This window comes from Pseudomonas sp. ABFPK, from assembly GCF_001586765.1.
In the GTDB taxonomy this organism is placed as follows: domain Bacteria; phylum Pseudomonadota; class Gammaproteobacteria; order Pseudomonadales; family Pseudomonadaceae; genus Aquipseudomonas; species Aquipseudomonas asiatica.
Map to the genome: position 1 here is coordinate 103,139 of NZ_LQXW01000009.1, position 24,684 is coordinate 127,822.

General features: G+C 63.6%; 24 protein-coding genes. 15 read left to right on the forward strand and 9 right to left on the reverse strand.

Features of this window, described 5'->3' with window-relative positions:
• The first annotated feature begins 1 nt into the window (after position 1).
• The gene (locus tag WM94_RS08025; protein ID WP_061550906.1) at positions 2–769 is read left to right on the forward strand and encodes a TerB family tellurite resistance protein; all 768 of its coding nucleotides are present in this window, start codon (positions 2–4) and stop codon (positions 767–769) included.
• Positions 770–877: 108 nt separating this feature from the next.
• Here the strand turns inward: WM94_RS08025 and WM94_RS08030 are convergent, their stop codons facing one another.
• Positions 878–1,876, reverse strand: a complete 999-nt coding sequence (locus WM94_RS08030; protein WP_061550907.1) for an alpha/beta hydrolase family protein — start codon at positions 1,874–1,876, stop codon at positions 878–880.
• A gap of 94 nt (positions 1,877–1,970) precedes the next feature.
• On the opposite strand from WM94_RS08030, the gene WM94_RS08035 reads away from it, so the two are divergent.
• From WM94_RS08035 to trpE, 9 genes are all read left to right on the forward strand, one after another.
• Positions 1,971–4,358, forward strand: coding sequence for a PAS domain S-box protein (locus WM94_RS08035; RefSeq protein ID WP_061550908.1), 2,388 nt, complete (start codon positions 1,971–1,973; stop codon positions 4,356–4,358).
• A 7-nt stretch (positions 4,359–4,365) separates the two neighbouring features.
• Complete coding sequence (locus tag WM94_RS08040; protein WP_169774891.1) at positions 4,366–4,998, forward strand: response regulator transcription factor; 633 nt, start codon at positions 4,366–4,368, stop codon at positions 4,996–4,998.
• Positions 4,999–5,294: 296 nt separating this feature from the next.
• Positions 5,295–6,419: an ABC transporter ATP-binding protein gene (locus tag WM94_RS08045; RefSeq protein ID WP_012270208.1), complete on the forward strand. Its 1,125-nt coding sequence runs from the start codon at positions 5,295–5,297 to the stop codon at positions 6,417–6,419.
• 40 nt (positions 6,420–6,459) lie between these two features.
• Positions 6,460–7,494 carry an ABC transporter substrate-binding protein gene (locus WM94_RS08050; protein WP_039613254.1) on the forward strand — a complete coding sequence of 345 codons (1,035 nt, stop codon included), beginning with the start codon at positions 6,460–6,462 and terminating at the stop codon, positions 7,492–7,494.
• A gap of 157 nt (positions 7,495–7,651) precedes the next feature.
• Positions 7,652–8,899 (forward strand): ABC transporter permease, encoded by a 1,248-nt coding sequence (locus WM94_RS08055; protein ID WP_061550909.1) that lies wholly within the window; start codon positions 7,652–7,654, stop codon positions 8,897–8,899.
• Between the two features lie 11 nt (positions 8,900–8,910).
• Entirely contained in the window at positions 8,911–9,738 is an 828-nt protein-coding gene (locus tag WM94_RS08060) for an ABC transporter permease (RefSeq protein WP_003260880.1), read from the forward strand.
• Between the two features lie 219 nt (positions 9,739–9,957).
• Positions 9,958–10,632 (forward strand): ribulose-phosphate 3-epimerase, encoded by a 675-nt coding sequence (gene rpe, locus WM94_RS08065; RefSeq protein ID WP_003260678.1) that lies wholly within the window; start codon positions 9,958–9,960, stop codon positions 10,630–10,632.
• Positions 10,629–11,447 (forward strand): phosphoglycolate phosphatase, encoded by an 819-nt coding sequence (locus WM94_RS08070; RefSeq protein WP_013970605.1) that lies wholly within the window; start codon positions 10,629–10,631, stop codon positions 11,445–11,447. The genes rpe and WM94_RS08070 overlap by 4 nt, the downstream gene beginning before the upstream one ends.
• A 69-nt stretch (positions 11,448–11,516) precedes the next feature.
• The gene (trpE, locus tag WM94_RS08075; protein ID WP_061550910.1) at positions 11,517–12,998 is read left to right on the forward strand and encodes an anthranilate synthase component I; all 1,482 of its coding nucleotides are present in this window, start codon (positions 11,517–11,519) and stop codon (positions 12,996–12,998) included.
• Between the two features lie 131 nt (positions 12,999–13,129).
• Here trpE and estP read toward each other — a convergent pair whose 3' ends face one another.
• On the reverse strand, positions 13,130–15,010 hold the full coding sequence (estP, locus tag WM94_RS08080; protein ID WP_061550911.1) for an esterase EstP: 1,881 nt from the start codon (positions 15,008–15,010) through the stop codon (positions 13,130–13,132).
• Positions 15,011–15,378: 368 nt separating this feature from the next.
• Here estP and WM94_RS08085 point away from each other — a divergent pair, with 368 nt between their 5' ends.
• The 4 genes from WM94_RS08085 to WM94_RS08100 all read left to right on the forward strand — a co-directional run bounded on the left by WM94_RS08085 (position 15,379) and on the right by WM94_RS08100 (position 18,749).
• Positions 15,379–15,972, forward strand: coding sequence for an aminodeoxychorismate/anthranilate synthase component II (locus WM94_RS08085; protein WP_039613257.1), 594 nt, complete (start codon positions 15,379–15,381; stop codon positions 15,970–15,972).
• A 9-nt stretch (positions 15,973–15,981) separates the two neighbouring features.
• Positions 15,982–17,031 (forward strand): anthranilate phosphoribosyltransferase, encoded by a 1,050-nt coding sequence (gene trpD / locus WM94_RS08090; protein ID WP_061550912.1) that lies wholly within the window; start codon positions 15,982–15,984, stop codon positions 17,029–17,031.
• The gene (trpC, locus tag WM94_RS08095; protein ID WP_061550913.1) at positions 17,028–17,861 is read left to right on the forward strand and encodes an indole-3-glycerol phosphate synthase TrpC; all 834 of its coding nucleotides are present in this window, start codon (positions 17,028–17,030) and stop codon (positions 17,859–17,861) included. The genes trpD and trpC overlap by 4 nt, the downstream gene beginning before the upstream one ends.
• 183 nt (positions 17,862–18,044) lie before the next feature.
• Positions 18,045–18,749, forward strand: coding sequence for a lipoate--protein ligase family protein (locus WM94_RS08100; RefSeq protein ID WP_061550914.1), 705 nt, complete (start codon positions 18,045–18,047; stop codon positions 18,747–18,749).
• Here WM94_RS08100 and crp read toward each other — a convergent pair.
• On the reverse strand, positions 18,746–19,390 hold the full coding sequence (gene crp, locus WM94_RS08105; protein WP_061550915.1) for a cAMP-activated global transcriptional regulator CRP: 645 nt from the start codon (positions 19,388–19,390) through the stop codon (positions 18,746–18,748). The two genes, WM94_RS08100 and crp, sit on opposite strands and share 4 nt — an antisense overlap.
• 191 nt (positions 19,391–19,581) lie before the next feature.
• On the opposite strand from crp, the gene WM94_RS08110 reads away from it, so the two are divergent.
• Positions 19,582–20,004, forward strand: coding sequence for an OsmC family protein (locus WM94_RS08110; RefSeq protein WP_004376171.1), 423 nt, complete (start codon positions 19,582–19,584; stop codon positions 20,002–20,004).
• A 136-nt stretch (positions 20,005–20,140) separates the two neighbouring features.
• Here WM94_RS08110 and WM94_RS08115 read toward each other — a convergent pair whose 3' ends face one another.
• The 6 genes from WM94_RS08115 to hemJ all read right to left on the reverse strand — a co-directional run bounded on the left by WM94_RS08115 (position 20,141) and on the right by hemJ (position 24,567).
• Positions 20,141–21,181 carry a hypothetical protein gene (locus tag WM94_RS08115; RefSeq protein ID WP_061550916.1) on the reverse strand — a complete coding sequence of 347 codons (1,041 nt, stop codon included), beginning with the start codon at positions 21,179–21,181 and terminating at the stop codon, positions 20,141–20,143.
• A 10-nt stretch (positions 21,182–21,191) separates the two neighbouring features.
• Complete coding sequence (gene coq7, locus WM94_RS08120; RefSeq protein WP_003258825.1) at positions 21,192–21,839, reverse strand: 2-polyprenyl-3-methyl-6-methoxy-1,4-benzoquinone monooxygenase; 648 nt, start codon at positions 21,837–21,839, stop codon at positions 21,192–21,194.
• A gap of 65 nt (positions 21,840–21,904) precedes the next feature.
• Positions 21,905–22,243: a histidine triad nucleotide-binding protein gene (locus WM94_RS08125; protein ID WP_013970615.1), complete on the reverse strand. Its 339-nt coding sequence runs from the start codon at positions 22,241–22,243 to the stop codon at positions 21,905–21,907.
• Between the two features lie 63 nt (positions 22,244–22,306).
• The gene (locus WM94_RS08130) at positions 22,307–23,089 is read right to left on the reverse strand and encodes an SDR family oxidoreductase (RefSeq protein ID WP_061550917.1); all 783 of its coding nucleotides are present in this window, start codon (positions 23,087–23,089) and stop codon (positions 22,307–22,309) included.
• A gap of 67 nt (positions 23,090–23,156) precedes the next feature.
• Entirely contained in the window at positions 23,157–24,113 is a 957-nt protein-coding gene (locus WM94_RS08135; RefSeq protein ID WP_061550918.1) for a nitronate monooxygenase family protein, read from the reverse strand.
• Positions 24,114–24,141: 28 nt separating this feature from the next.
• Positions 24,142–24,567 carry a protoporphyrinogen oxidase HemJ gene (gene hemJ, locus WM94_RS08140; RefSeq protein WP_003258833.1) on the reverse strand — a complete coding sequence of 142 codons (426 nt, stop codon included), beginning with the start codon at positions 24,565–24,567 and terminating at the stop codon, positions 24,142–24,144.
• Positions 24,568–24,684 lie beyond the last annotated feature (117 nt).

Below are 24,684 nucleotides of genomic sequence, written 5' to 3' on the forward strand. Positions count from 1 at the left end.
CATGTGGTGGCCAAGCACGGTGATTGGTGCCGGTGCCGGCTTTGCCGTTGCCAGCATCCCCGGGGCCTTGCTCGGCGCGTTGCTCGGCCAGGCCATGGACCGCCGCCTGCGTTTGCAAGGCTGGGAGGACATGCGTGAACGCTTGGGCGGGCGCCCGGCGTTGCAGGACGACGAATTGCTGTTCGTGATGCTCGGGCGCCTGGCCAAGTGCGATGGCCGGGTGGGCGAGCAGCATATTCAGCAGGCACGCCAGGAGATGGTGCGCCTGGATCTGGCCGAAGCGGCTCGGCTGCGTGCGATTGCTGCGTTCAACCGCGGCAAGGCGGGCAAGGACCGGCTGGGTGGGCACCTGCGGCGCATTCGCCAGCAGCCGCATGCGGCCGAAGGTACCCTGCGTGCCTGTTGGCGCATGGTCTGGGCTGACGGCAAGATGGGCAACAAGGAGCGTGAACTGCTGCTGGACTGGGGGCAGAAACTGGGCCTGAGCCGGCGGCAGGTGCAGGCCATGTCGCTGGAGTACGAGCCACGCAAGGCGGCGGGGCCGGAAGGGGTCGCCATGACCTATGCGGCGGCGTTGCGCTTGCTGGCGGTCGAGGCGGATACCGATGGCGACAAGGTCAAGCAGGCGTATCGTCGACTGGTCAGTCGGCATCACCCGGACAAGTTGGCGGGTACTGGTGCCAGTGAGTCGCAGGTGCGTGAAGCGACTGAACGGACCCGGGAGCTGCATCAGGCTTATGCCATGATCCGCAAGCGGCGCGGGCTTTGATGGCCCTATCGCCGGCAAGCCGGCTCCCACAGGTATTGCACTGACCCTGAACACTGTGGCGTACCTATGGGAGCTGGCATGCCGGCGACAGGGCCATCATGGCAAACCTTACCCCTGCGGACTCATCCACCCCCGCACCCGGCGGAACAGTTGCTCCTGCTCGGCCGCCTTGTTCCCCGGCATGGCAATCAGCGACAACTGCCGGTACTGGCTGTCCTTCTGCCGCTTGCTGGCCTGCAGGCGCTGTGCGGCTGCATTGCGGTCACTGCTGCGGGTGGCGTAGTAGATGTCGGCAGTCGGCACTTTCAAGGTTGGCGCCAGGCTTTCCAGGTCATGCTCCACCCGTGCTGGAGTCTGCGCGGCAACCATTACCAGTTTCTGCACCTGTGGTGGCCGTTTCTCGCTCAGGTAGCGGGCCGCCCAATATGCGCCGCTGCCATGGCCGATCAGCACGATGCTGCGGGCGTTGTGCTGCTGGGCAAAGGCCACCGCAGCATCCAGGCGGGCGAAAATGCGCTCGGCATCGGCTGGGTCGGTTTGTTCGCTGGCCTGTTTGGCGTCAGTGCTCTCTGCGGTGTCGGCATCGGCTGCGGTAGCCTGGGCGACGTTGGCATTGGCATCGGCTGGTACGTCCTTGGCCGGGGCGCTTTCGCCCTTGTCTGACTGCGGCTCGGCAGCCGGCTTGGCCTCGACCCGCGCCTGCGGGCTGTCGGCGAGCAGGTCGGGCAGGCTGATGCTCAGGCTGTGCCAGCCGATATCGGGGAACTTCTGCCGCAGCGGGCCGACCGCATTCGGCCAGTCAGCCGTTTCGCCAGCCCCCGGGACGATGATGACCGCGCCCTGTGGATCGCTGTCGTTGGCCGGTTTCCACAAGGCCAGGAAGCTGTCGGCACCGGCCTGAAGGGTCTGCTGTTCGGCCTTGGGCACCAGCCGTTCAAGTGCCTGGGCATCCTCCTGGCTGCGTTCCAGCAGCGGCGGGCGAGGGGCTTGGGCAACGGGTGCCTCGGTGGTGGTAGATGGTTTTTCGGCATCGGCGGCCAGGGCGCCGAGTGGAAGGATCGAGGCCAGGCAGCACATTGCCAGCGTCGTGCGATAAAGTGTGGACATGAGTCAACCCGGGGCCAGAATGATACCGGCAGCCTAATGGTATTTGCCCGTGACGGCCATGCTGCATGGCCGCTTTGCCAAGACGAGCGTGTAGATGAAGCGAGTGCGTCGCCTGATGGTTATCGGCTGCTTTTGGCTGCCCTTGATTGCATTGGCCAGGCCCGAATCGGTGCCCACGGTTGCCCTGGAACCGGCCCAGCAGCAATGGCTGGATACACACCGCAGTCTGCGTGTCGGCCTGGTGTTGCAGGCGCCTTACGCTCAGTTCGACCGGCGCCTGCAGCAGCTGTACGGGGCCAACGTGGAACTGGTGAGCAGCCTGGCGCAGGCGCTGCGGCTGGACCTTACCTGGCGCAACTTCGCCGACCAGGCCAGCCTCGAGCATGCCCTGCAGGCCGGCGAAATCGACTTTGCCCCGGGGCTTACCCAGACCCCTGCCAGCTTGCGTTTGTGGCTGTTCAGCGACCCTTACATGCGCGTGCCGCAACTGGTGGTTGGGCCGCGCACCGGGACGATGGCCGTGGAGCTGGAAACGCTCGGAGCCGAGCAGCGGGTGGCGGTGCGCATGCCCAGCCAGCTGGCGGACTACCTGCGCGGTAACTACAGCAACCTCAACCTGCAAGGGGTGCCCAACGAGCGCGAGGCCCTGCAATTGGTGGTGGGCGGCCAGGCCAGTTTCGCCGTGCTGGATGAAGCTCAGCTCAGCCGCCTGTCGCGCGAAAGCGAGTTCGGCGAGCTGGCTGTGGTCGGCGATATCGGCCTGCCACAACTGTTGCGCATCGGTTCGCGGCGCGACTGGCCGCTGCTGGCCGATGTGCTGGAGCGCGGCCTGCAGGCGCTGCCGGCCAAGGAACTGGAGCAACTGCACCAGCGTTGGCTGCAGCCAAAGTACCCACGCCTGAGCGAGTCGACAGGGTTCTGGAAGAACCTGGCACTGCTGTTCGGCTTGCTGCTGTTGTGTGCGCTGGCCACCCTGGTGTGGCAGCGTCGGCAACAGCGCCAGTTGGAGCGCAGCCTGCTGGCCACGCGGGAAAGTCTTGTGGAGCGGCAAGTGCGCGAAGAAGCGTTGCGCCTGAGTCAGTTTGCCATCGACCAGAGCACGGTGGGCATCCTCTGGGTCAACTGGGACAGCCACGTACGCTACGCCAACCATGCCGCCGAGCGCATGCTGGGCTACGGCGAAGGCGCACTGCTGGAGCGGCCGCTGAGCGACTTTGAACCCAGCCTGACCATGGATCGCTGGCTGGAGCTGTGGAAGGGCGCACGTACCGGGGCGGGCGGTGTTGGTCAGTTCGAGACGCAGTGCCGCCGGGCTGACCACAGCCTGTTGCCGGTCGAGCTGTCGCTGAGTTTTCTGCGCTTTCGTGACTCCGAGTACCTGGTGGTGTACCTCGCCGATGTCACCGAGCGCTACCGCGCCCTGGCGGCCCTGCGCGAAAGCGAGGCGCGGCTCAAGGGCATTGCCGGCAACGTGCCGGGGCTGGTGTTCCGCCTGGAGCGCGACCCGGCCGAGGGCGACCTGGAATTCCCCTACATCAGCGAAGGCAGCGAGGCCTTGGTGGGCTATTCGCCCAGTGAGATCCAGGACCCGCAGATGGGCCTGCGCAACCTGGTGCACCCTGAGGACCGTGCCGATTACCACCGGGTGCAGGACCTGGCCCTGGCCAGCGATCAGGACTGGTCCTGGCAGGGGCGCATCCTCACTCGCCAGGGTGAACAGCGCTGGGCCGACATCAAAGCCAGTACCCGGCGCCTGGGTAACGGCCAGGTGGTATGGGACGGTGTGGTTTGGGACATCACGCAGGGCAAGCGGGCCGAGTTGGCGCTGGCCAGGTCCCAGGAGCAGCTGCGCGAACTGTCGGCCCACCTGGAAAGCGTGCGTGAGGAAGAAAAAGCCCGCATCGCCCGAGAAGTGCACGATGAACTGGGGCAGATGCTGACCGTGCTCAAGCTGGAAGTGTCGATGTGCGAGCTGGCCTTCGCCGAGCTGGACCCGGGGCTGAACGAGCGGCTGGCCAGCATGAAGCGCCTGATCGCCCAGCTGTTCCAGCTGGTGCGCGACGTAGCCACTGCCTTGCGTCCTCCGATTCTCGATGCCGGCATCGCCTCGGCCATTGAATGGCAGGCGCGGCGCTTTGAAGCACGCACGCAGATCCCCTGCCTGGTGCAAGTACCGGATAATCTGCCAGCATTGAGCGATGCCAAGGCCATCGGGCTGTTCCGTATCCTCCAGGAGGCGCTGACCAACGTGATGCGCCATGCCCAGGCGCATAGCGTGGAGATCGAACTGGTGCGTGAGCACGGGCAATTGCGCATGACCGTCAGCGATGACGGCCAGGGCTTTTGCCGCGACCAGCCTCGGCCCACATCGTTCGGCCTGGTAGGGGTACGTGAGCGGGTGCTGATGCTGGGCGGCAGCATGGCGCTGGACAGTGAACCGGGCGAAGGCACCAGCCTGAGCGTGGCCATACCGTTGGAGTAGGAGAGCGATCGTGATTCGAGTGCTGGTGGCCGAAGACCACACCATTGTCCGTGAGGGCATCAAGCAGTTGATTGGCCTGGCCAAGGACATGCAGGTGGCGGGGGAGGCCGGTAACGGCGAGCAGTTGCTGGAGACCTTGCGCCACACCCCGTGCGAGGTGGTACTGCTGGATATCTCGATGCCGGGCGTGAATGGTCTGGAGGCGATTCCGCGAATCCGCGCGTTGCAGGACGCCCCGGCGATCCTGATGCTGTCGATGCACGATGAAGCGCAGATGGCGGCGCGGGCGCTGAAGGCCGGAGCGGCGGGTTATGCCACCAAGGACAGCGACCCAGCGTTGTTGCTGACCGCGATTCGCCGGGTTGCCGCTGGCGGGCGCTATATCGACCCGGCGCTGGCCGACCGCATGGTCTTCGAGGTGGGCCTGACCGAGTCGCGGCCGTTGCACACGCTACTGTCGGAGCGAGAGTTTTCGGTGTTCGAACGCCTGGCCCAGGGCGCCAACGTCAACGACATCGCCCAGCAGTTGGCGCTGTCGAGCAAGACCATCAGCACCCACAAGGCGCGCCTGATGCAGAAGCTGAAAGTGAACTCGCTGGCTGAGCTGGTGAAGTACGCGATGGAGCACAAGCTGGTCTGATTGCGACATGCGCTTCCTGCGTGCTGTAGCGAATCCCTGTGGGAGCGGGTTTACCCGCGAAAGGGCCTGACCTGCCATCTGCGGTGCCTGGGCTGGCCTCTTCGCGGGTGAACCCGCTCCCACAGGGGCGTGCCGGAGGGCTGAGAGAAATATTCCAAACCCGCCATCTTTGTAGGGGAATCCCTACAACAAATCTTCCATCCGGATGATGGCATTCTCTCAGCACCCCCGATTTTCCGGCGCTTGCCGCTTGTCTAGTCTATGCCTACGCAGTCATCCAACAAGAAGGTGCAGGCATGAGCGAGGCGAAGTCGAACGCTGCAACCAGCGAAACGCTGGTCAGCTTCCGTGGTGTGCAGAAGAGCTACGACGGCGAGTCGCTGATCGTCAAAGACCTCAATCTGGATATTCGCAAGGGCGAGTTCCTTACCCTGCTTGGCCCGTCCGGCTCGGGCAAGACCACCAGCCTGATGATGCTGGCCGGCTTCGAAACCCCCACCGCCGGTGAAATCCAGCTGGCCGGGCGTTCGATCAACAACGTGCCGCCGCACAAGCGCGACATCGGCATGGTGTTCCAGAACTACGCGCTGTTCCCGCACATGACCGTGGCCGAGAACCTGGCGTTCCCGCTGACCGTGCGCAACCTGAGCAAGACCGACATCAGCGAGCGGGTAAAGCGGGTGTTGAACATGGTCCAGCTCGACGCCTTCGCCAAACGCTACCCCGGTCAGCTGTCCGGCGGCCAGCAACAGCGTGTGGCCCTGGCCCGGGCACTGGTGTTCGAGCCGCAGCTGGTTCTGATGGACGAACCGCTGGGCGCGCTGGACAAGCAGCTGCGCGAGCACATGCAGATGGAGATCAAGCATATCCACCAGCGCCTGGGCGTGACCGTGGTGTATGTGACCCACGACCAGGGCGAAGCGCTGACCATGTCCGACCGGGTGGCCGTGTTCCATCAGGGCGAAATCCAGCAGATCGCCGACCCGCGCACGCTGTACGAAGAACCCTGCAACACCTTCGTCGCCAACTTCATCGGCGAGAACAACCGCATCAACGGCACATTGCTGGCCAGTGATGGCAAGCGCTGCCAGGTGCAGTTGCCGCGTGGCGAGCGGGTCGAGGCGCTGGCGGTGAATGTCGGCCAGGCCGGCGAGCCGGTGACCCTGTCGATCCGCCCGGAGCGCGTGCGCCTGAATGGCCACAGCGAAAGCTGTGTTAACCGTTTCTCGGGCCGGGTGGCGGAATTCATTTACCTGGGCGACCACGTGCGGGTGCGCCTGGAAGTTTGCGGCAAGGGCGACTTCTTCGTGAAACAGCCGATTGCCGAGCTCGACCCGGCCCTGGCCGTGGGCGATGTGGTACCGCTGGGCTGGGAGGTGGAGCACGCCCGCGCGCTCGATCCGATTGCCGAAGCCCATTGATGGATTGCTTCACCAACCCTGTACTGTGGAGAGAATAATAATGCGCAAGCAGTTGAAACTGACCGCCCTGGCCCTGGGGCTGTTCGCCGCTGGCCAGGCCATGGCCGCAGACCTGACTGTTGTCTCGTTTGGTGGTGCCAACAAGGCGGCCCAGGTGAAGGCGTTCTACGAACCGTGGGAGAAGGCCGGCAAGGGCAAGATCATCGCAGGCGAGTACAACGGCGAGATGGCCAAGGTCAAAGCCATGGTCGACACCAAGAGCGTTTCGTGGAACCTGGTGGAAGTGGAGTCGCCAGAGTTGGCCCGCGGCTGTGACGAGGGCATGTTCGAAGAACTCGACCCGGCCCTGTTCGGTAATGAGGCCGACTATGTGCCGGGTGCCATTCAGCCATGTGGCGTTGGCTTCTTCGTATGGTCCACGGTGCTGGCCTACAACGCCGACAAGCTGAAGACCGCACCGACCAGCTGGGCCGATTTCTGGGATACCAAGAAATTCCCGGGTAAGCGCGGCCTGCGCAAGGGCGCCAAGTACACCCTTGAATTCGCCTTGATGGCCGACGGTGTGGCACCGAAGGATGTGTACCAGGTGCTGGGCACCAAAGAGGGCGTGGACCGCGCCTTCAAGAAGCTCGACGAACTCAAGCCAAGCATCCAGTGGTGGGAAGCCGGCGCCCAGCCGCCGCAGTACCTGGCCTCGGGTGACGTGGTCATGAGCTCTGCCTACAACGGCCGCATCGCTGCGGTGCAGAAAGAGAGCAACCTGAAGGTGGTGTGGAACGGCGGCATCTACGACTTCGATGCCTGGGCCATCCCGAAAGGTGCCAAGGATGTCGAGGAAGCGAAGAAATTCATCGCCTTCAGCGTGCAGCCCGAGCAGCAGAAGACCTACTCCGAGAACATTGCCTATGGCCCGGCCAATTCCAAGGCCGTGAGCCTGTTGTCGGACGATGTGAAGAAGGACATGCCGACCACGCCTGAAAACATCGCCAACCAGGTGCAGATCGATGTGGCCTTCTGGGCCGACAACAGCGAGCAGCTGGAGCAGCGCTTCAACGCCTGGGCGGCGAAGAAGTAAACGACCAGTGTAGGGGGCCGCTTTGCGGCCCATCGCCGGCAAGCCAGCTCCCACAGGGGGCCGCTGCCCTGGAGTCAGCGCAGTATCTGTAGGAGCTGGCTTGCCTGCGATGGGCTGCGCAGCAGCCCCATTTTCAGTTCGTATCGCGGAGTTCGCCATGGCCATTGCAGTGCCCCTCAAAGAAGGCGCAGGTCCAAGTCTCAAGCAGCGCCTCAAGCATGCCGAGCGGGTCAACCGCTGGAAGGCGCAGGCGTTGATCGCGCCGCTGGCGCTGTTTCTCCTGCTGGTGTTCCTGGTGCCTATTGCGGCGCTGCTGTACAAGAGCGTCGGCAACCCGGAAGTGGTTGGCGGCTTGCCGCGCACCGTTGGCGTCATCACCCAGTGGGATGGCAAGAGCCTGCCGGGCGAGGACGTTTACAAGGCGTTGAGCCAGGATTTGGCCGAATCGCGCAAGAACCAGACCTTGGGCGACCTTTCCAAGCGCCTGAACATGGAGCTTGCCGGTTACCGCAGCCTGTTGGCAAAGACCGCGCGGGCGCTGCCGTTCAAGAGCGAACCCGCTTCGTATAAAGATGCCTTGCAGGCTCTCGACGAGCGTTGGGGCGACCCGGCCTACTGGCAGGCAATCCGCCGCAACACCAGTACGGTCACCTCTTTCTACCTGCTGGCTTCGCTCGACCACCGTATCGATGACCTTGGCGAACTGGCCAAGGCCACCCCGGACCAGGCCATTTACCTGGACATCTTCGCCCGCACCCTGTGGATGGGTGTGGTGATTACCGCAATCTGCCTGGTGCTGGCCTACCCGCTGGCGTACCTGCTGGCCAACCTGCCGACCCGGCAGAGCAACCTGCTGATGATTCTGGTGCTGCTGCCGTTCTGGACCTCGATCCTGGTGCGGGTGGCGGCGTGGATCGTGCTGCTGCAGTCGGGCGGCCTGATCAACAGCGCGCTGATGGCCATGGGCATCATCGACCAGCCGTTGGAACTGGTGTTCAACCGCACCGGCGTGTACATCTCGATGGTGCACATCCTGTTGCCGTTCATGATCCTGCCGCTGTACAGCGTGATGAAGGGCATTTCGCCGAGCTACATGCGTGCGGCGATCTCGCTGGGCAGCCACCCGTTCGCCAGTTTCTGGCGGGTCTACTTCCCGCAGACCTACGCCGGGGTTGGCGCTGGTTGCCTGCTGGTGTTCATTCTGGCCATCGGCTACTACATCACCCCGGCACTGCTGGGCAGCCCGAATGACCAGATGGTCAGCTACTTCGTGGCCTTCTACACCAACACCAGCATCAACTGGGGCATGGCCACCGCACTTGGCGGGCTGTTGCTGCTGGCGACCGTGCTGTTGTACCTGATCTATAGCTGGCTGGTCGGCGCCAGCCGCCTGCGCCTGAGCTGAGGAGCCTTGTCATGCTGAGCCCTTACATGTCGCCCGTGGAGCGGGTGTGGTTCTACAGCCTGCGCATACTTTGCGGCTTGATCCTGCTGTTCCTCATATTGCCGGTGCTGGTGATCGTGCCGCTGTCGTTCAACAGTGGCAGTTTCCTGGTGTACCCGCTGCAGGGCTTCTCGCTGCAGTGGTACCAAGACTTCTTCGGCTCGGCCGAGTGGATGCGGGCCTTGAAGAACAGCATCATCGTCGCCCCGGCAGCCACGGTGCTGGCCATGGTGTTCGGCACCCTGGCGGCCATCGGCCTGACCCGTGGCGACTTCCCGGGCAAGTCGCTGGTGATGGCGCTGGTGATTTCGCCGATGGTGGTGCCGGTGGTGATCATCGGTGTGGCCAGCTACCTGTTCTTTGCCCCGTTGGGCATGGGCAACAGTTTCACCTCGCTGATTCTGGTGCATGCGGTACTCGGCGTGCCGTTCGTGATCATTACCGTGTCGGCGACCTTGCAGGGCTTCAACTACAACCTGGTGCGTGCGGCAGCCAGCCTGGGCGCCTCGCCACTGCTGACTTTCCGCCGGGTAACCCTGCCGTTGATCGCGCCCGGGGTGATTTCGGGGGCGTTGTTCGCCTTTGCCACGTCGTTTGACGAAGTAGTGGTGACCCTGTTCCTGGCCGGGCCGGAACAGGCGACCCTGCCGCGGCAGATGTTCAGTGGCATTCGCGAGAACCTCAGCCCGACCATTGCCGCGGCGGCGACCTTGCTGATTGCCTTCTCGGTGGTGTTGCTGCTGACCCTGGAGTGGTTGCGTGGGCGTAGCGAGAAGCTGAGAACTCAGCAGCCGGCTTGATTAGGTAGCCCAAGGCCTGCGCATTACCCTTGTAGGAGCAGCCTTGTGCTGCGAAGAGGCCGGAAAGACAAAAGCTATTCTTCGGTCCTACCGGCCTCTTCGCAGCACAAGGCTGCTCCTACAGACGCGAAGAGGCCGGTACAGGTTGATGCTAATCAGCCTTCATCCGCTTCCCTGGGTTACAATGCGCGCCACCGTGATTCTGCCAACAGGTGCGCCATGCAGCCCTACGCTATTGCCCCCTCCATTCTCTCTGCCGATTTCGCCCGTCTGGGCGAGGACGTCGACAAGGTATTGGCCGCGGGTGCCGACATCGTCCACTTCGATGTGATGGACAACCACTACGTCCCCAACCTGACCATCGGTCCGATGGTCTGCACCGCCCTGCGCAAGTACGGCGTCACCGCCCCGATCGACGTGCACCTGATGGTCAGCCCGGTCGACCGCATCATCGGCGACTTTATCGAAGCTGGCGCCACCTACATCACCTTCCACCCGGAGGCCTCGCAGCACATCGACCGTTCGCTGCAGTTGATCAAGGACGGTGGTTGCAAGGCCGGTCTGGTGTTCAACCCGGCCACCAGCCTGGATGCCTTGAAGTACGTGATGGACAAGATCGACATGGTGCTGCTGATGAGCGTCAACCCTGGCTTTGGCGGGCAGAAGTTCATCCCTGGCACCCTCGACAAGCTGCGCGAGGCGCGTGCGCTGATCGACGCCAGCGGCCGTGATATCCGCCTGGAAATCGACGGTGGCGTCAACGTCAACAACATCCGCGAGATCGCTGCCGCTGGCGCCGACACCTTCGTGGCCGGCTCGGCAATCTTCAACGCCCCGGACTACCAGGAAGTCATCGCCAGGATGCGTGCCGAACTGGCTCAGGCCCGCCCATGAGCGGCTTCGAGCAGCTGTTCCCCGGGACGCTGCCCAGGCTGGTGATGTTCGATCTGGACGGTACCCTGATCGATTCCGTGCCAGACCTGGCCGCCGCCGTGGACCGCATGCTGCTCGAACTGGGGCGCCCGCCTGCCGGCCTGGAGGCGGTGCGCCACTGGGTGGGCAACGGTGCCCAGGTGCTGGTGCGCCGGGCGCTGGCCGGCGGCATCGACCACGCCGCCGTGGAAGATGCGCTGGCCGACCAGGCGCTGGCGCTGTTCATGGACGCCTATGCCGAAAGCCACGAACTGACCGTGGTCTACCCCGGTGTGCAGGACACCCTGCGCTGGCTGCGCAAGCAGGGCGTGGAGATGGCTCTGATCACCAACAAGCCCGAGCGCTTCGTTGGCCCGCTGCTGGACCAGATGAAGATCGGCAACTACTTCCGCTGGATCATCGGTGGCGACACCCTGCCGCAGAAAAAGCCCGACCCTGCGGCGTTGCTGTTCGTCATGCAGATGGCCGGTGTCACCCCGCAGCAGTCGCTGTTTGTCGGCGATTCACGCAGTGACGTGCTGGCGGCCAAGGCGGCTGGCGTGCAGTGCGTCGGCCTGACCTACGGCTACAACCATGGCCGGCCGATCCACGACGAATCCCCCAGCCTGGTGATCGATGACCTGCGTGCATTGCTGCCCGGTTGCGCAGACCCGGCCACTGGGATAACGTTGGCGGACCTTCAAGCCTCACAAGACAGAGAGTCCACCGTGGCGGTTACCGGCAAATTCTGGATGAAAGTCATCAAGGCCCTGGCCCGTTGGCGTTGGCGCGCCTGACTTCAGCCTGCCGGCGCGTGCCGGCCCGTCCGTTTGCCTGACCTATTGCTGCTTGCCACGAGGCTACCCATGACCCGCGAAGAATTCCTGCGCCTGGCCGCTGCCGGCTACAACCGCATTCCCCTGGCCTGCGAAACCCTGGCCGACTTTGACACGCCGCTGTCGATCTATCTGAAACTGGCCGACCAGCCCAACTCGTACCTGCTCGAATCGGTGCAGGGCGGCGAGAAATGGGGCCGTTACTCGATGATCGGCCTGCCGTCGCGCACCGTGATGCGTGTGCACGGTTACCACGTCAGCATCCTGCAGGATGGCGTGGAGGTGGAAAGCCACGATGTCGAAGACCCGCTGGCCTTCGTCGAAACCTTCAAGGACCGTTACAAGGTCGCCGATATCCCTGGCCTGCCGCGCTTCAATGGCGGCCTGGTCGGTTACTTCGGCTACGACTGCGTGCGCTATGTGGAAAAGCGCCTGGGTGCCAGCCCCAACCCGGACCCGCTGGGTGTGCCGGATATCCTGCTGATGGTGTCCGATGCGGTGGTGGTGTTCGACAATCTGGCGGGCAAGATGCATGCGATCGTGCTGGTCGACCCGGCGCAAGAGCAGGCTTTCGAACAGGGCCAGGCACGCCTGCAAGGCCTGCTTGAAACCCTGCGTCAGCCGATCACTCCACGCCGTGGCCTGGACCTGAGTGGCCCGCAGGCTGCCGAGCCGGAATTCCGCTCCAGCTATACCCGCGAGGATTACGAGAACGCCGTCGGCCGCATCAAGGAATACATCCTGGCTGGTGACTGCATGCAGGTGGTGCCGTCGCAGCGCATGTCGATCGACTTCAAGGCGGCGCCTATCGACCTGTACCGCGCGCTGCGCTGCTTCAACCCGACGCCGTACATGTACTTCTTCAACTTTGGCGACTTCCATGTGGTCGGCAGCTCGCCCGAGGTGCTGGTACGCGTCGAGGACAACCTGGTCACCGTACGCCCGATTGCCGGTACCCGCCCGCGTGGTGCTACCGAAGAGGCCGACCGCGCGCTGGAAGACGACCTGCTGTCGGACGACAAGGAAATTGCCGAGCACCTGATGCTCATCGACCTGGGCCGTAACGACGTCGGGCGCGTGTCCTCGACCGGCAGCGTGCGCCTGACCGAGAAGATGGTGATCGAGCGTTACTCCAACGTGATGCACATTGTGTCCAACGTCACTGGCCAGCTGCGCGAAGGGCTGACGGCGATGGACGCACTGCGGGCGATACTGCCGGCCGGTACGCTGTCGGGTGCGCCGAAAATTCGTGCGATGGAAATCATCGACGAGCTGGAGCCGGTCAAACGTGGGGTTTACGGTGGTGCCGTGGGTTACTTCGCATGGAACGGCAACATGGATACCGCCATTGCCATCCGTACCGCGGTAATCAAGGACGGTGAGCTGCATGTGCAGGCCGGGGGCGGCATCGTTGCCGACTCGGTGCCGGCGCTGGAATGGGAAGAGACCATCAACAAGCGCCGAGCGATGTTCCGCGCGGTGGCGTTGGCTGAGCAAACTTCCGCCAAATAAGTTGATCGGGGCTGCGTTGCAGCCCTTCGCGGGCATGCCCGCTCCCACAGGGAAATCACATGCTGCAAGGCCTGTGCAATACCTGTGGGAGCGGGCGAGCCCGCGAAGGGCCGCAAAGCGGCCCCATCAATTCAAAAGTCGACGCTGACGCCCAAGCTCACTCCCTGCTGCGTCAATTCATCACTCTTGCGCCAGTTATAGTTGCCGCGCAAATGCACCCCCGCCACCACTTCATGGCTCACCCCCAGGCTCGCCCGGGTCAGGTCGCTGTGCGGCGTATACCCTGTCAGGGTGAAATCGTTCGCCGGCAGGCTGGTCAGGTGCATCGTCACATCCTGCTGGTCATCCTCGAACTCGTGCTCCTGCGCCACCTCGGCGAACAGCCGAGTACCTGGCAGCACCTGCACGCTACCCAGCAACCCCACGCCCAAACGGCGTGATGTACGTTCCTGGTCATCGAAACCCAGCGCCGTCGAGCGCCCGCTCTTCTCGTCATAGCCATCCACCTTCACCCGCGCATAGTCGGCGCTGATGAACGGCGCCAGCTGCCAGCTGCTGCTCTCGGCTGCCAGGTTGTAGCCCAGTCGCCCCGACATCGCCCAGGCCTCGCCATTGGTGTCGCCCTTTTCGCTGCGGTCGTTCACGCCAAGGGCGAAGGTGCGCTTGAGGTCGCTGTAGTCCAGGTGCCCGGCGGTAAGCGCCGCGTCGGCCCACCAGCGGTCCTGGCGGTATTGGGCGAAGGCGCTGGCAAGGTAGCTGTCCAGCTTGTAGTCCGAGTCCTGTGCGCCGGCTTCCAGCTTCTGCCGGTACACGCCTCCGGCCAGGCCCAGGCGCCATGCATCGTTCAGGCGGTAGCTGCCGCCCAGGGTCAGGTTGTAGCCGCGGCCGTCGCCGCTGGCCGCGCTGCGCTGGCCGTCGAAGTCCAGGTCCTGTGCGCCGGTGGCAACGAAGGGCTGCCACTGGCCAACTGCCTGCCAGGGTGTCTGCCACTGGTTGCGCAGTTCGTCCTGGTGAGCGCGCAGGCTGGCGTGGGCCATTTCCGGGAGCAAGGTCAGTTCCCAGGGGGCGGCGATGATCGAATAGGCGTAGTCGGCAATCAGTTGCTGGCCGGCAATGGTCGGGTGCACCGAGTCGTTGAACAGCAGCTTGGTCGGGTCTGGCGTGGCGCCGTTGATGCCGTACACCGGATTTTCCACACAGCCTTCGCCGCTGTAGCAGGTGCCGACCAGGTTCTGGCCGCTGGCCAGGCCGAACTGCTCGGGGCTGGCCAGCGCTTCGCTCAGCAGCACAGGGATGTTCAGCGGAATGATTTCGGCATCGATCTGCCCCAGTTGGCTGAGCAGCGACTGGTTGAACGCGCCGGATAGCAGCGACAGTGGGTTTTGTTGCGGCGTACCGCTGAAGTTCGGTGTTTGCCCGAGGTCGGGCAGCAGCCAGACCATGATGTAGCGGGCGCCGCCTTGCTGCAGGGCCTGGGCGCTGGCGGCCAGGCGGGCGCCGGCGGCCACGGCATCGGCCGGGCTGTTGACCAGGCCTTGCAGGAAGTCATTGCCGCCGCCAGTCAGGTAATACAACGCGTTGGGGTCGGCGCGCAGGCCGTTGGCCAGGTAGCCCGGTTTATCACGCAGTACCAGCCCGGCGCCGGGTCGCCCTGGCGGGATGACGGTTTCGGAGGTACTGGTGATCGAATCCAGGATCTGCTGGGTGGTGTAGCCACCGACTGCCCAGTTGTTGCCGTCGGGAAGCCCCAGCACCGGATTGACCGGGGAGGTGGAGGGGCCAAGCTCGGTCGGGCTCACACCAAGCCGCCCGCCCAGGATCATCGGTGACACTGGCGCATAATTGCCATTGGCATCGCGGTTGGTGAAGCGCACCCCGCCAAACTGCCCAGCGTCGCTGAGGCTGTCACCAAACACGATCATGCTGGAGTAGGGCGAGGGTGCAGCAAAGGCCTGGCTGCAGGCTAACGCCAATGAGGCGAGGGTAAAGCGCAATAACGGTGCTTTTCGCATCAGGGAACATCCTTTTCTTTGTTTTTATCAGGACAACCCCATCGACCTTAGCAAATCGCAGTGCATCCCTCCCAAGTCCATTCGTTTCCCCGTGTTTACGGGCATATTGCGCCCGCCGCCCCGGTAGGCTACTGTGCCGGAACGTATGAGCGAGACCTATCCTGTGTTGATCGTCAGCAAACTCTTGATGCGCGTTATCAAGGCCCACGCCCGTTGGCGTTGGCGCGCCTGACTTTATCCCCTGCCGGCCCGTCCGGCCCGCCCCCGTTTGCCTTCCTGTCTACCGCCCCTGAATGGCCAAGCTGCGCCTTTGGCAGAAGCAGGAAGGTTCGAATTTTGAAGTCAGTAGATTCAAGAGGTTTAACCCGATGTTACTGATGATCGACAATTACGACTCATTCACTTACAACGTCGTTCAGTACCTTGGCGAGCTGGGTGCCGAGGTAAAGGTCATTCGCAATGACGAAATGACCATCGCCCAGATCGAAGCCCTCAACCCCGAGCGCATCGTCGTATCTCCAGGCCCGTGCACGCCGAGCGAGGCGGGCGTGTCCATCGAGGCCATCCTGCACTTTGCCGGCAAGCTGCCGATCCTTGGCGTATGCCTGGGCCACCAGTCCATCGGCCAGGCCTTTGGTGGTGATGTGGTACGTGCCCGCCAGGTGATGCACGGCAAGACCAGCCCGGTACATCACCGTGACCTGGGCGTGTTCGCCGGCCTCAACAACCCGTTGACCGTGACCCGTTACCACTCGCTGGTGGTAAAGCGCGAAACCTTGCCCGACTGCCTGGAAGTGACCGCCTGGACAGCCCATGCTGACGGTTCGGTCGACGAGATCATGGGCTTGCGCCACAAGACGCTGAATATCGAAGGGGTGCAGTTCCACCCCGAGTCGATCCTGACCGAACAGGGCCACGAACTGTTCGCCAACTTCCTCAAGCAGACTGGCGGCCGCCGCTAAGGATCGAACATGGATATCAAGAGTGCGTTGAGCCGTATCGTCGGCCAGCTGGACCTTTCAACCGAAGAAATGCGCGACGTCATGCGCCAGATCATGACCGGCCAGTGCAGCGAAGCGCAGATCGGCGCCTTCCTGATGGGCATGCGCATGAAGAGCGAAAGCATCGACGAGATCGTCGGTGCGGTGTCGGTGATGCGCGAGCTGGCCGACAAGGTCGAACTGCAGAGCCTCGATGGTGTGGTCGATATCGTCGGTACCGGCGGTGATGGCGCCAACATCTTCAACGTGTCCACCGCCTCGTCGTTCGTCCTGGCGGCGGCAGGTTGCACCGTGGCCAAGCATGGCAACCGCGCGGTATCGGGCAAGAGCGGCAGTGCCGACCTGCTGGAGGCCGCCGGTATCTACCTGAACCTGACGCCCACCCAGGTGGCCCGCTGCATCGACAGCCTGGGCATCGGCTTCATGTTCGCGCAAAGCCATCATTCGGCCATGAAGCACGCTGCCGGCCCGCGTCGCGACCTGGGGCTGCGCACCCTGTTCAACATGCTCGGCCCGCTTACGAATCCGGCCGGGGTGAAGCACCAGGTGGTCGGTGTATTTGCCCAGACCCTGTGCCGCCCGTTGGCTGAAGTACTGCAGCGCCTGGGCAGCAAGCACGTGTTGGTGGTGCACTCGAAGGATGGCCTGGACGAGTTCAGCCTGGCTGCGCCGACCTTCGTCGCCGAACTGAAGAATGGCGACATCACCGAATACTGGGTAGAGCCGGAAGACCTCGGCATGAAGAGCCAGAGCCTGCACGGCCTGGCCGTCGAGAACCCGCAGGCGTCGCTGGAGCTGATCCGCGATGCACTGGGCCGACGCAAGACCGAAAACGGCCAGAAGGCCGCCGAGATGATCGTGCTCAATGCGGGCGCGGCGCTGTATGCCGCTGACCATGCCATGAGCCTGAAAGCCGGTGTGGAACTGGCCCACGACGTACTGCACACCGGGCTGGCCTGGGAGAAGCTGCAGGAGCTGGGTGCCTTTACTGCAGTATTCAAGGTGGAGAACGAAGCATGAGTGTGCCGACGGTGCTGGAAAGGATCATTGCCCGCAAGTTTCAGGAAGTGGCCGAGCGCAGCGCGCGCATCAGCCTCGCCGAACTGGAGGGCCTTGCAAAGGCTGCCGACGCCCCGCGTGGTTTTGCCAAGGCTCTGATCGAGCAAGCCGCGCGCAAGCAGCCGGCGGTGATTGCCGAAATAAAGAAGGCCTCGCCGAGCAAAGGAGTGATTCGCGAGAATTTCGTGCCGGCGGAAATCGCCGTCAGCTACGAGAAGGGCGGGGCGACCTGCCTGTCGGTGCTGACCGATGTGGACTACTTCCAGGGCGCCGACGAGTACCTGCAGCAGGCCCGCGCGGCGGTGTCGCTGCCGGTGATCCGCAAGGACTTCATGGTCGACCCGTACCAGATCGTCGAGGCCCGGGCCCTGGGCGCGGACTGTGTGCTGCTGATCGTGTCGGCGCTGGATGACGTGAAGATGGCCGAACTGGCGGCCACGGCCAAGGATGTTGGGCTCGACGTGCTGGTGGAAGTGCATGATGGCGATGAACTGGAGCGCGCGTTGAAAACCCTGGATACACCGCTGGTGGGGGTGAACAACCGCAATCTGCACACCTTCGAGGTCAGCCTGGAAACCACCCTCGACCTGCTGCCGCGTATTCCGCGTGATCGCCTGGCGATTACCGAGAGCGGCATCTTGAACCGAGCCGATGTGGAGCTGATGGCGATCAATGAGGTCTACTCGTTCCTGGTCGGTGAGGCATTCATGCGCGCCGAGCAGCCAGGGCTTGAATTGCAGCGGTTGTTCTTTCCGGAACAGGTGAAGAAGACTGTTCAGCAACTGGACTGATCGAATGAAGCCGGCGTTATTGCCGGCTTTTTTGTGTGCATGTAATGGCCCCTTCGCGGCGGTCCGACGCTTCGGCTCGCCCGCTCCCACAGGTTCTCCATCACCCTCGGGGTCTGTGGTAATCCCTGTGGGAGCGGGCGTGCCCGCGAAGAGGCCCTGAATAACAACATCAAAGGTGGATCAATGACCGATCAACCCCTGGCCCTGACCGTAGAACAAGGCCTGCACGCCGAACAGGAATTGCTGGCCGCCGTCTGCCGCGGCGAGCGCGACAGTGGCGTGCTGTTCTGGCGCCCGACCGACCACGCCCTGGTCATGCCCCGGCGCATGAGCCGTCTGGACAATTTCGAAGCCGCCTGCGCGGAGCTGGCGATTGCCGGCTGGCCGGTGCTGCTGCGCGAAACCGGCGGCGAGCCGGTGCCGCAATCACACGCCACGGTGAATGTTGCCCTGGTCTATGTTGCCCCTCGCAGCGAAGGCGACCACGGCCGTATCGAAAACGCCTACGAGCGCCTGTGCCTGCCGCTGTGTGAGGTGCTGCGCGAGTGGGGCGGGGTGGCGTCGGTGGGCGAAATCGACGGCGCCTTCTGCGATGGCCGCTACAACGTCAACCTCAATGGCCGCAAACTGGTGGGCACCGCCCAGCGCTGGCGCCAGGGGCTGGGTGGCAAGCGCCCGGTGGTGCTGGTGCACGGTGCGCTGCTGCTGGACAACGAGCGTGATTCGATGGTGGCTGCGGTCAACCGCTTCAACGAGTGCTGCGAGCTGGAGCAGCGCTGCCGCGCCGATGCGCACATCGCCCTGCACGAAGTGGCGCCTGCGGCCCCATGGTTCGAGCGGCTGTCGCAGGCCTATGCCAAGGTGCTGGCCGACCTGCCCAGGGACTAGCGGGTACCGTAGACCACCATGGTCTTGCCTTTGACCTGCACCAGGCTGCGTTCCTCAAGGTCCTTGAGGACGCGGCCGACCATTTCCCGCGAGCAACCGACGATGCGGCCGATTTCCTGACGGGTGATCTTGATCTGCATGCCATCGGGGTGTGTCATGGCGTCGGGTTGCTTGCACAGCTCCAGCAGGCAACGGGCGACACGCCCGGTAACGTCGAAGAACGCCAGGTCGCCGACCTTGCGCGTGGTGTTGCGCAGGCGCTGGGCCATCTGGCTGCCCAGGGCATAGAGGATTTCCGGGTTCTGGCGCGCCAGTTCGCGAAACTTCTCATAACTGATTTCGGCTACTTCGCATTCGGTCTTGGCGCGCACCCAGGCACTGCGCTGCTGTTCACCCTCGACCGGCTCGAACAGGCCCAACTCGCCGAAGAAGTCGCCATTGTTGAGGTAGGCGATGATCATTTCATGGCCGTCATCGTCCTCGATGAGGATGGTGACCGAACCCTTGATGATGAACGACAGTGTCTCGGCCCGGTCGCCTGCGCAGATGATGTTGCTTTTGGCGGTATAGCGACGGCGCTGGCAGTGCACCAGCAACTTTTCAATGTTCTTGATCTTGGCGGGTAGGGCGGAAGCAACCATCACGAAATCCTGTTCGATATGACGCATAGGCTTTTTATAAAGGTTGGCTGGCGGAATGCGCCAGTCATTTGGCGCCAGCTTATCAGACACTACCGGATGTTTCGGTACTAAACCGACATGACTCGTACTTTTCCCACAGCCGCACAAGGTCTAAGCTGACACCCTTTTTCGTAAATCAGGAGTCCGGGTAGATGAAGGCACGTATCCAGTGGGCCGGTGAGGCGATGTTCCTCGGCGAATCGGGGAGCGGCCATGTCGTCGTGATGGACGGCCCGCCCGAGGCCGGTGGCCGTAACCTGGGCGTGCGCCCGATGGAGATGCTGTTGCTGGGCCTGGGTGGCTGCAGCAGCTTTGACGTGGTCAGCATTCTGAAGAAGTCGCGCCAGGCGGTGGAAAGCTGCGAGGCGTTCTTGGAGGCCGAGCGTGCCAGCGAAGACCCGAAGGTGTTTACCAAGATCCACATGAACTTCGTGGTGAAGGGGCGTGGGCTGAAGGAGGCCCAGGTCAAGCGTGCGGTAGAGCTGTCGGCGGAGAAGTATTGCTCGGCTTCGATCATGCTCGAGCGTGCCGGGGTTGAGATTACCCACGGGTACGAGATTGTAGAGCTGGGTTGAACAGCATTTTGGGGGCTGCGTTGCAGCCCATCGCCGGCAAGCCAGCTCCCACAGGGATAGCACATGGCTTGAGGCCAATGCGGTCGAGGTGGGAGCTGGCTTGCCGGCGATGGGGCGCAGAGCGGCCCCAACAATTTCAGCTGCGAAGCGCCGGCAGCGCAGCCCGCACCCATCCCGGCAAACAATCGCGCATCACCCGGCTCAACCGCTCCCGCCGCTTCTGGTAAACCAGCCCCAGCCCGATAACCCCCAGCCCGATCAGGGTCACCACCACCGGGAACAGCAGCGAGTCGGCAAACACCTCGTACGACAGGTACCCCAGGTAAGCCGCCACACCCAACGCCCCGAACACCATGAACACCGGCCGGCGCAACAGCACCGCCATACCCATCAGGGCAATATTGATCAGGCAGTACAGGGCCTTGCCCAGCTCGCTGCCGCTGTCCACCAGCGTCAGCCCGCCCCAGAATGCCGCCAGCCCGGCCAGGTAGCCCCAGTGGGCATAGTCTTCGCGGGTGCGGCCGTCCACACCAACAAAAAACACCAGCAAGCCCAGACCGAACCACAGCGAAACCTCGCGGCGCTGTTCCCAGCTGAATGGCGAGCCGAAGAACCATTCGCTCAAGTCCATCGACATGAACCACAGGGCGACGGCAATCGGCATGACGATAAACGGGTAGGGGATCAGCCTCAGCATCAACAGCCCGGCAAGTACCGTGGCTGCTTCCATTGCCAGCCAGCCGCCCTGCACGTAGGTGTAGTACTGGTGATAGTTCGCCTGCGCATCATCCATTGGCCACCAGCCGGCCAGCCGTTCGATGGCGAACACCGCCAACGGCACGATGCTGACCGCCACCGCCGCCAGCACCCCGGCCGCGACGGGCTGTACGCGCCGTTGCAGGTTAACGGCGAACAGTGTGAGCAGCAGAATATAGAGGCTGGCGATGAGCAGCAGCGCCCAGTCGCCGATGCGCATCCAGGCTTCGGTAAGCAACCAGCCCATGGCTGCCATGATCAGCATGGCGCCGAAGTAGAACGCGACATGGGCCAGCTGGAAGCTGCCGCGCTGTGCCGGCTGCTGGTGCAGGAACGCCAGCAGGGCCTGGTCCTGGCCCTGCTGCAGAATGCCGGCTTGCACGGCGCGCGCCAGGTCCTTGGCGTCGAAACGGTCCGTCATGGTGATGCCTTCAGATACGGTAGGTGCTCTTGGTCATGACTTTGGCCAACAGGCTCATGCCAAAGCGAACCGGGGCAGGGAAGCGATAACCGCCGGCTTCCAGTGCAGACTCGGCGTGCTGTTCCTCGTCGACGCGCATCTGTTCGAGGATGGCCCGGGACTTTTCGTCTTCCTGCGGAATCTGCTCCAGGTGCTCGTCGAGGTGCTTGCACACCTGATGCTCGGTGGCGGCGACGAAGCCAAGGCTGACCTTGTCGCTGACCAGCCCGGCGAGTGCACCGATACCGAACGACATGCCGTAGAACAACGGGTTGAGCACGCTGGGGTGGCTGTTCAGCTGGCGAATGCGCTGTTCGCACCAGGCCAGGTGGTCCACTTCTTCCTCGGCGGCATGTTCCATGGCCTTGCGCACTTCGGGCAGCTTGGCGGTCAGGGCCTGGCCCTGGTACAGCGCCTGGGCGCAGACTTCACCGGTGTGGTTGATACGCATCAACCCGGCAACATGACGGGCCTGCTGTTCGTCAAGGTCGACGTCCGGCTGGACGATGGCCGGCGAAGGGCGGGCGGGTTGGCCGCTGAAGGGCAGCAAGGTGCGCATGGCGGTATCGGCCTGCAGCAACAAGCGGTCGAGCGGCGAGTAGTGACGTTCGGTAGCCATCGGGCACCTCCGCAAGAATGTGCCCGACAGTTTACCGCAATAGTGGCAGGGTCGCTTGCCGTGGATCAGCCCGGTGGCCAGTGCATCTGGCGCTGGCCAAGCACGTGCATGTGGATGTGGTAGACGGTCTGGCCGCCTTGCTCGTTGCAGTTCATGACTACGCGGAAGCCTTCTTCGCAGCCAAGTTCCTTGGCCAGGCGCTGGGCGGTGAACAAGATGTGACCAGCCAGGCCTTTGTCTTCCTCGGTCAAGTCATTGAGGGTGCGGATGTGCTTTTTCGGGATGACCAGAAAATGCACGGGCGCCTGGGGGGCGATATCGTGGAACGCCAGAACCTGGTCGTCCTCGTAGATGATCTTCGCCGGGATTTCCCGGTTGATGATCTTGATGAATAAATCGTCCACAGCACTTGCTCCATGGTGAGGGTCGGGCCGAGTGTACTCAGCCGGGCGCCGCTCGCCCAGTAGCTATTCCATACCAACCGGGCAATAGCGGCGGTGGATGGCACCGGCCAGCTTGCGCACCAGCCAGCGCGGCAGCAGACGCGGTGCGAACGCCATCCAGCGGTTGCGTCGGCCGGGCATGATCAGCGCGCGGTTCTTGTCCAGCGCGCGCACCGTGTACAGCGCAACTTCCTCAGGGCTGAGGCAGCGTGGCTTGCCATCCAGCCGCGGAATGCGCCGGCGCGAGGAGTGCACCGGGCCTGGGCACAGTACCGAAACCTTGATGCCGGTGCGCTTGAGTTCTTCACGCAAGGCCTGGGAGAAGCTCAGTACATAGGCCTTGCTAGCGGCATAGGCGGCCATCCACGGGCCAGGCGCCACCCCGGCCAGGCCCGCGACATTGAGGATCTGTCCGCCGCCCTGCACGGCCATCAGGTTACCGATGGCGTGGCACAGGCGGCTCAGGGCCAGCACGTTGACTTCCAACAAGTCCTGCTCGTCCGCCCACTCATGGGCCAGGAATGGCCCGTAGGTGCGCAGGCCGGCACAATTGACCAGCAGGTCTATACGTCGCTCGCCTTCCTCCAGTTCAAGCACGAAGCCTGACAGGCGTAACGGTTGGCTGAGATCGCAGGCGCGGAATAGCACCTCGACACCGAAGCGTTGGGTCAGTTCGATGGCCACCGGCTCCAGCGTTTCACGCTGGCGAGCCACCAGGATCAGGTTGCGCCCGCGCCGCGCCAGGGCTTCCGCCAGGGCGAGGCCCAGGCCGCTGGAAGCACCAGTGATCATGGCGTAACGGGTCATGCAAGGCTCCTGGGGGCTGAAGAGGGCGCCTAGTGTACAGCTTGGCCAGTCAAGGTGTTGCCTTTTGCTACAAGGTACGGGCGCGCAGCGCCTGGCAGCGCTCCAGAGCGTCCCGGTACTCGTCATGCAGCCGTCCGATCAGTGCGCTGGCACTGGGCAGGTCGTCGATACCGCCGACCCCCTGGCCCGCCGACCACACGGTCTTCCAGGCCTTGGCTTCGTCGTCGATCGGCTTGAGCTTGCCTTGCTCATGGCCGCCCTTGAGGGTATCCATGTCGTAGCCAGCTTGCTCCAGGCTCGGGCGCAGGAAGCTGGCAGGGACGCCGGACACCGCCGGGGTGTGGATGATGTCGGCGGCATGGGAATCGAGCAGCATCTGCTTGTAGGCGCCCGGGGCCTGGCTTTCTGCGGTGGCGATGAAGCGGGTGCCCATGTACGCAAGGTCCGCACCCAGCATTTGCGCGGCGAGGATCTCGTGGCCGTGGTTGAGGCAGCCGGCCAGCAGCAGGGTCTTGTCGAAGAACTGGCGAATCTCTGCGGCCAGGGCGAACGGGCTCCAGGTGCCAGCATGGCCGCCTGCGCCCGCAGCGACGGCGATCAGGCCATCGACGCCGGCTTCGGAGGCTTTCTCGGCATGGCGGCGGGTGGTGACGTCGTGGAACACCAGGCCGCCGTAGCCATGCACGGCATCGACCACTTCCTTCACCGCGCCGAGGCTGGTGATGACGATCGGTACGCGATGTTCCACGCACAAGGCCAGGTCGGCCTGCAGGCGCGGGTTGGTCGGGTGGACGATCAGGTTGACGGCATAGGGTGCTGGCGCCTGCAACAGTGCCAGGCCTGCCTCGATTTCCTCCAGCCAGGCCTTGAAGCCGGCGCTGTCGCGCTGGTTCAGGGCCGGGAAGCTGCCGACCACGCCGTTGGAGCAGCAGGCCAGTACCAGCCTGGGGTTGGAGATCAGGAACATCGGTGCGGCAACCACGGGCAGGCGCAGGCGTTGTTCGAGGGAGGCAGGTAGCGACATGGCAAGGCTCCTTGAGCGGGTGGCTATGTCAGAACGGTTTGACCACCACCAGAATTACGATACCCAGCAGGAACAATACGGGTACTTCGTTGAACCAGCGATAGTAGACATGGCTGCGGGTGTTGCTGCCGCTGGCGAAGCGCTTGCGCTGGGCGCCGCACATGTGATGGTAGACGGTCAGCAGGATGACCAGGGTCAGCTTGGCATGCAGCCAGCCCTGGCTGAGCCAGCCGGGCGTGAGGTAGAGCATCCACGCGCCGAACACGTAGGTGGCGATCATCGCCGGGTTCATGATGCCGCGAAACAGCTTGCGCTCCATGGTCACGAAGCGTTCCTGGCTGATGCTGTCCTGGCTTTGGGCGTGGTAGACGAACAGCCGCGGCAGGTAGAACAGGCCGGCGAACCAGCAGACCACACTGACGATATGCAGCGCTTTGATCCATAGGTAAAGCATGGGGGAGTTCCTTCAGGTATTCACGGTCGTCAGATAGTAGTGGTCAAGCGCCCGAAGGGTCACCCGAAGAGTTGTTACAGGCGCCTTGCGCCCCTATTATCGTGCGCTTTCCAGACG

Coding starts and splice junctions, on each gene's coding strand:
- WM94_RS08025 (WP_061550906.1), top strand. CDS start 2: ATGTGGTGGCCAAGCACGGTGATTGGTGCCGGTGCCGGCTTTGCCGTT.
- WM94_RS08130 (WP_061550917.1), bottom strand. CDS start 23,089: ATGACCCGTTACGCCATGATCACTGGTGCTTCCAGCGGCCTGGGCCTC.
- rpe (WP_003260678.1), top strand. CDS start 9,958: ATGCAGCCCTACGCTATTGCCCCCTCCATTCTCTCTGCCGATTTCGCC.
- WM94_RS08060 (WP_003260880.1), top strand. CDS start 8,911: ATGCTGAGCCCTTACATGTCGCCCGTGGAGCGGGTGTGGTTCTACAGC.
- WM94_RS08115 (WP_061550916.1), bottom strand. CDS start 21,181: ATGACGGACCGTTTCGACGCCAAGGACCTGGCGCGCGCCGTGCAAGCC.
- WM94_RS08030 (WP_061550907.1), bottom strand. CDS start 1,876: ATGTCCACACTTTATCGCACGACGCTGGCAATGTGCTGCCTGGCCTCG.
- WM94_RS08070 (WP_013970605.1), top strand. CDS start 10,629: ATGAGCGGCTTCGAGCAGCTGTTCCCCGGGACGCTGCCCAGGCTGGTG.
- WM94_RS08135 (WP_061550918.1), bottom strand. CDS start 24,113: ATGTCGCTACCTGCCTCCCTCGAACAACGCCTGCGCCTGCCCGTGGTT.
- trpC (WP_061550913.1), top strand. CDS start 17,028: ATGAGTGTGCCGACGGTGCTGGAAAGGATCATTGCCCGCAAGTTTCAG.
- WM94_RS08085 (WP_039613257.1), top strand. CDS start 15,379: ATGTTACTGATGATCGACAATTACGACTCATTCACTTACAACGTCGTT.
- WM94_RS08100 (WP_061550914.1), top strand. CDS start 18,045: ATGACCGATCAACCCCTGGCCCTGACCGTAGAACAAGGCCTGCACGCC.
- WM94_RS08110 (WP_004376171.1), top strand. CDS start 19,582: ATGAAGGCACGTATCCAGTGGGCCGGTGAGGCGATGTTCCTCGGCGAA.
- WM94_RS08035 (WP_061550908.1), top strand. CDS start 1,971: ATGAAGCGAGTGCGTCGCCTGATGGTTATCGGCTGCTTTTGGCTGCCC.
- WM94_RS08050 (WP_039613254.1), top strand. CDS start 6,460: ATGCGCAAGCAGTTGAAACTGACCGCCCTGGCCCTGGGGCTGTTCGCC.
- trpD (WP_061550912.1), top strand. CDS start 15,982: ATGGATATCAAGAGTGCGTTGAGCCGTATCGTCGGCCAGCTGGACCTT.
- WM94_RS08045 (WP_012270208.1), top strand. CDS start 5,295: ATGAGCGAGGCGAAGTCGAACGCTGCAACCAGCGAAACGCTGGTCAGC.
- hemJ (WP_003258833.1), bottom strand. CDS start 24,567: ATGCTTTACCTATGGATCAAAGCGCTGCATATCGTCAGTGTGGTCTGC.
- WM94_RS08055 (WP_061550909.1), top strand. CDS start 7,652: ATGGCCATTGCAGTGCCCCTCAAAGAAGGCGCAGGTCCAAGTCTCAAG.
- coq7 (WP_003258825.1), bottom strand. CDS start 21,839: ATGGCTACCGAACGTCACTACTCGCCGCTCGACCGCTTGTTGCTGCAG.
- crp (WP_061550915.1), bottom strand. CDS start 19,390: ATGGTTGCTTCCGCCCTACCCGCCAAGATCAAGAACATTGAAAAGTTG.
- estP (WP_061550911.1), bottom strand. CDS start 15,010: ATGCGAAAAGCACCGTTATTGCGCTTTACCCTCGCCTCATTGGCGTTA.
- trpE (WP_061550910.1), top strand. CDS start 11,517: ATGACCCGCGAAGAATTCCTGCGCCTGGCCGCTGCCGGCTACAACCGC.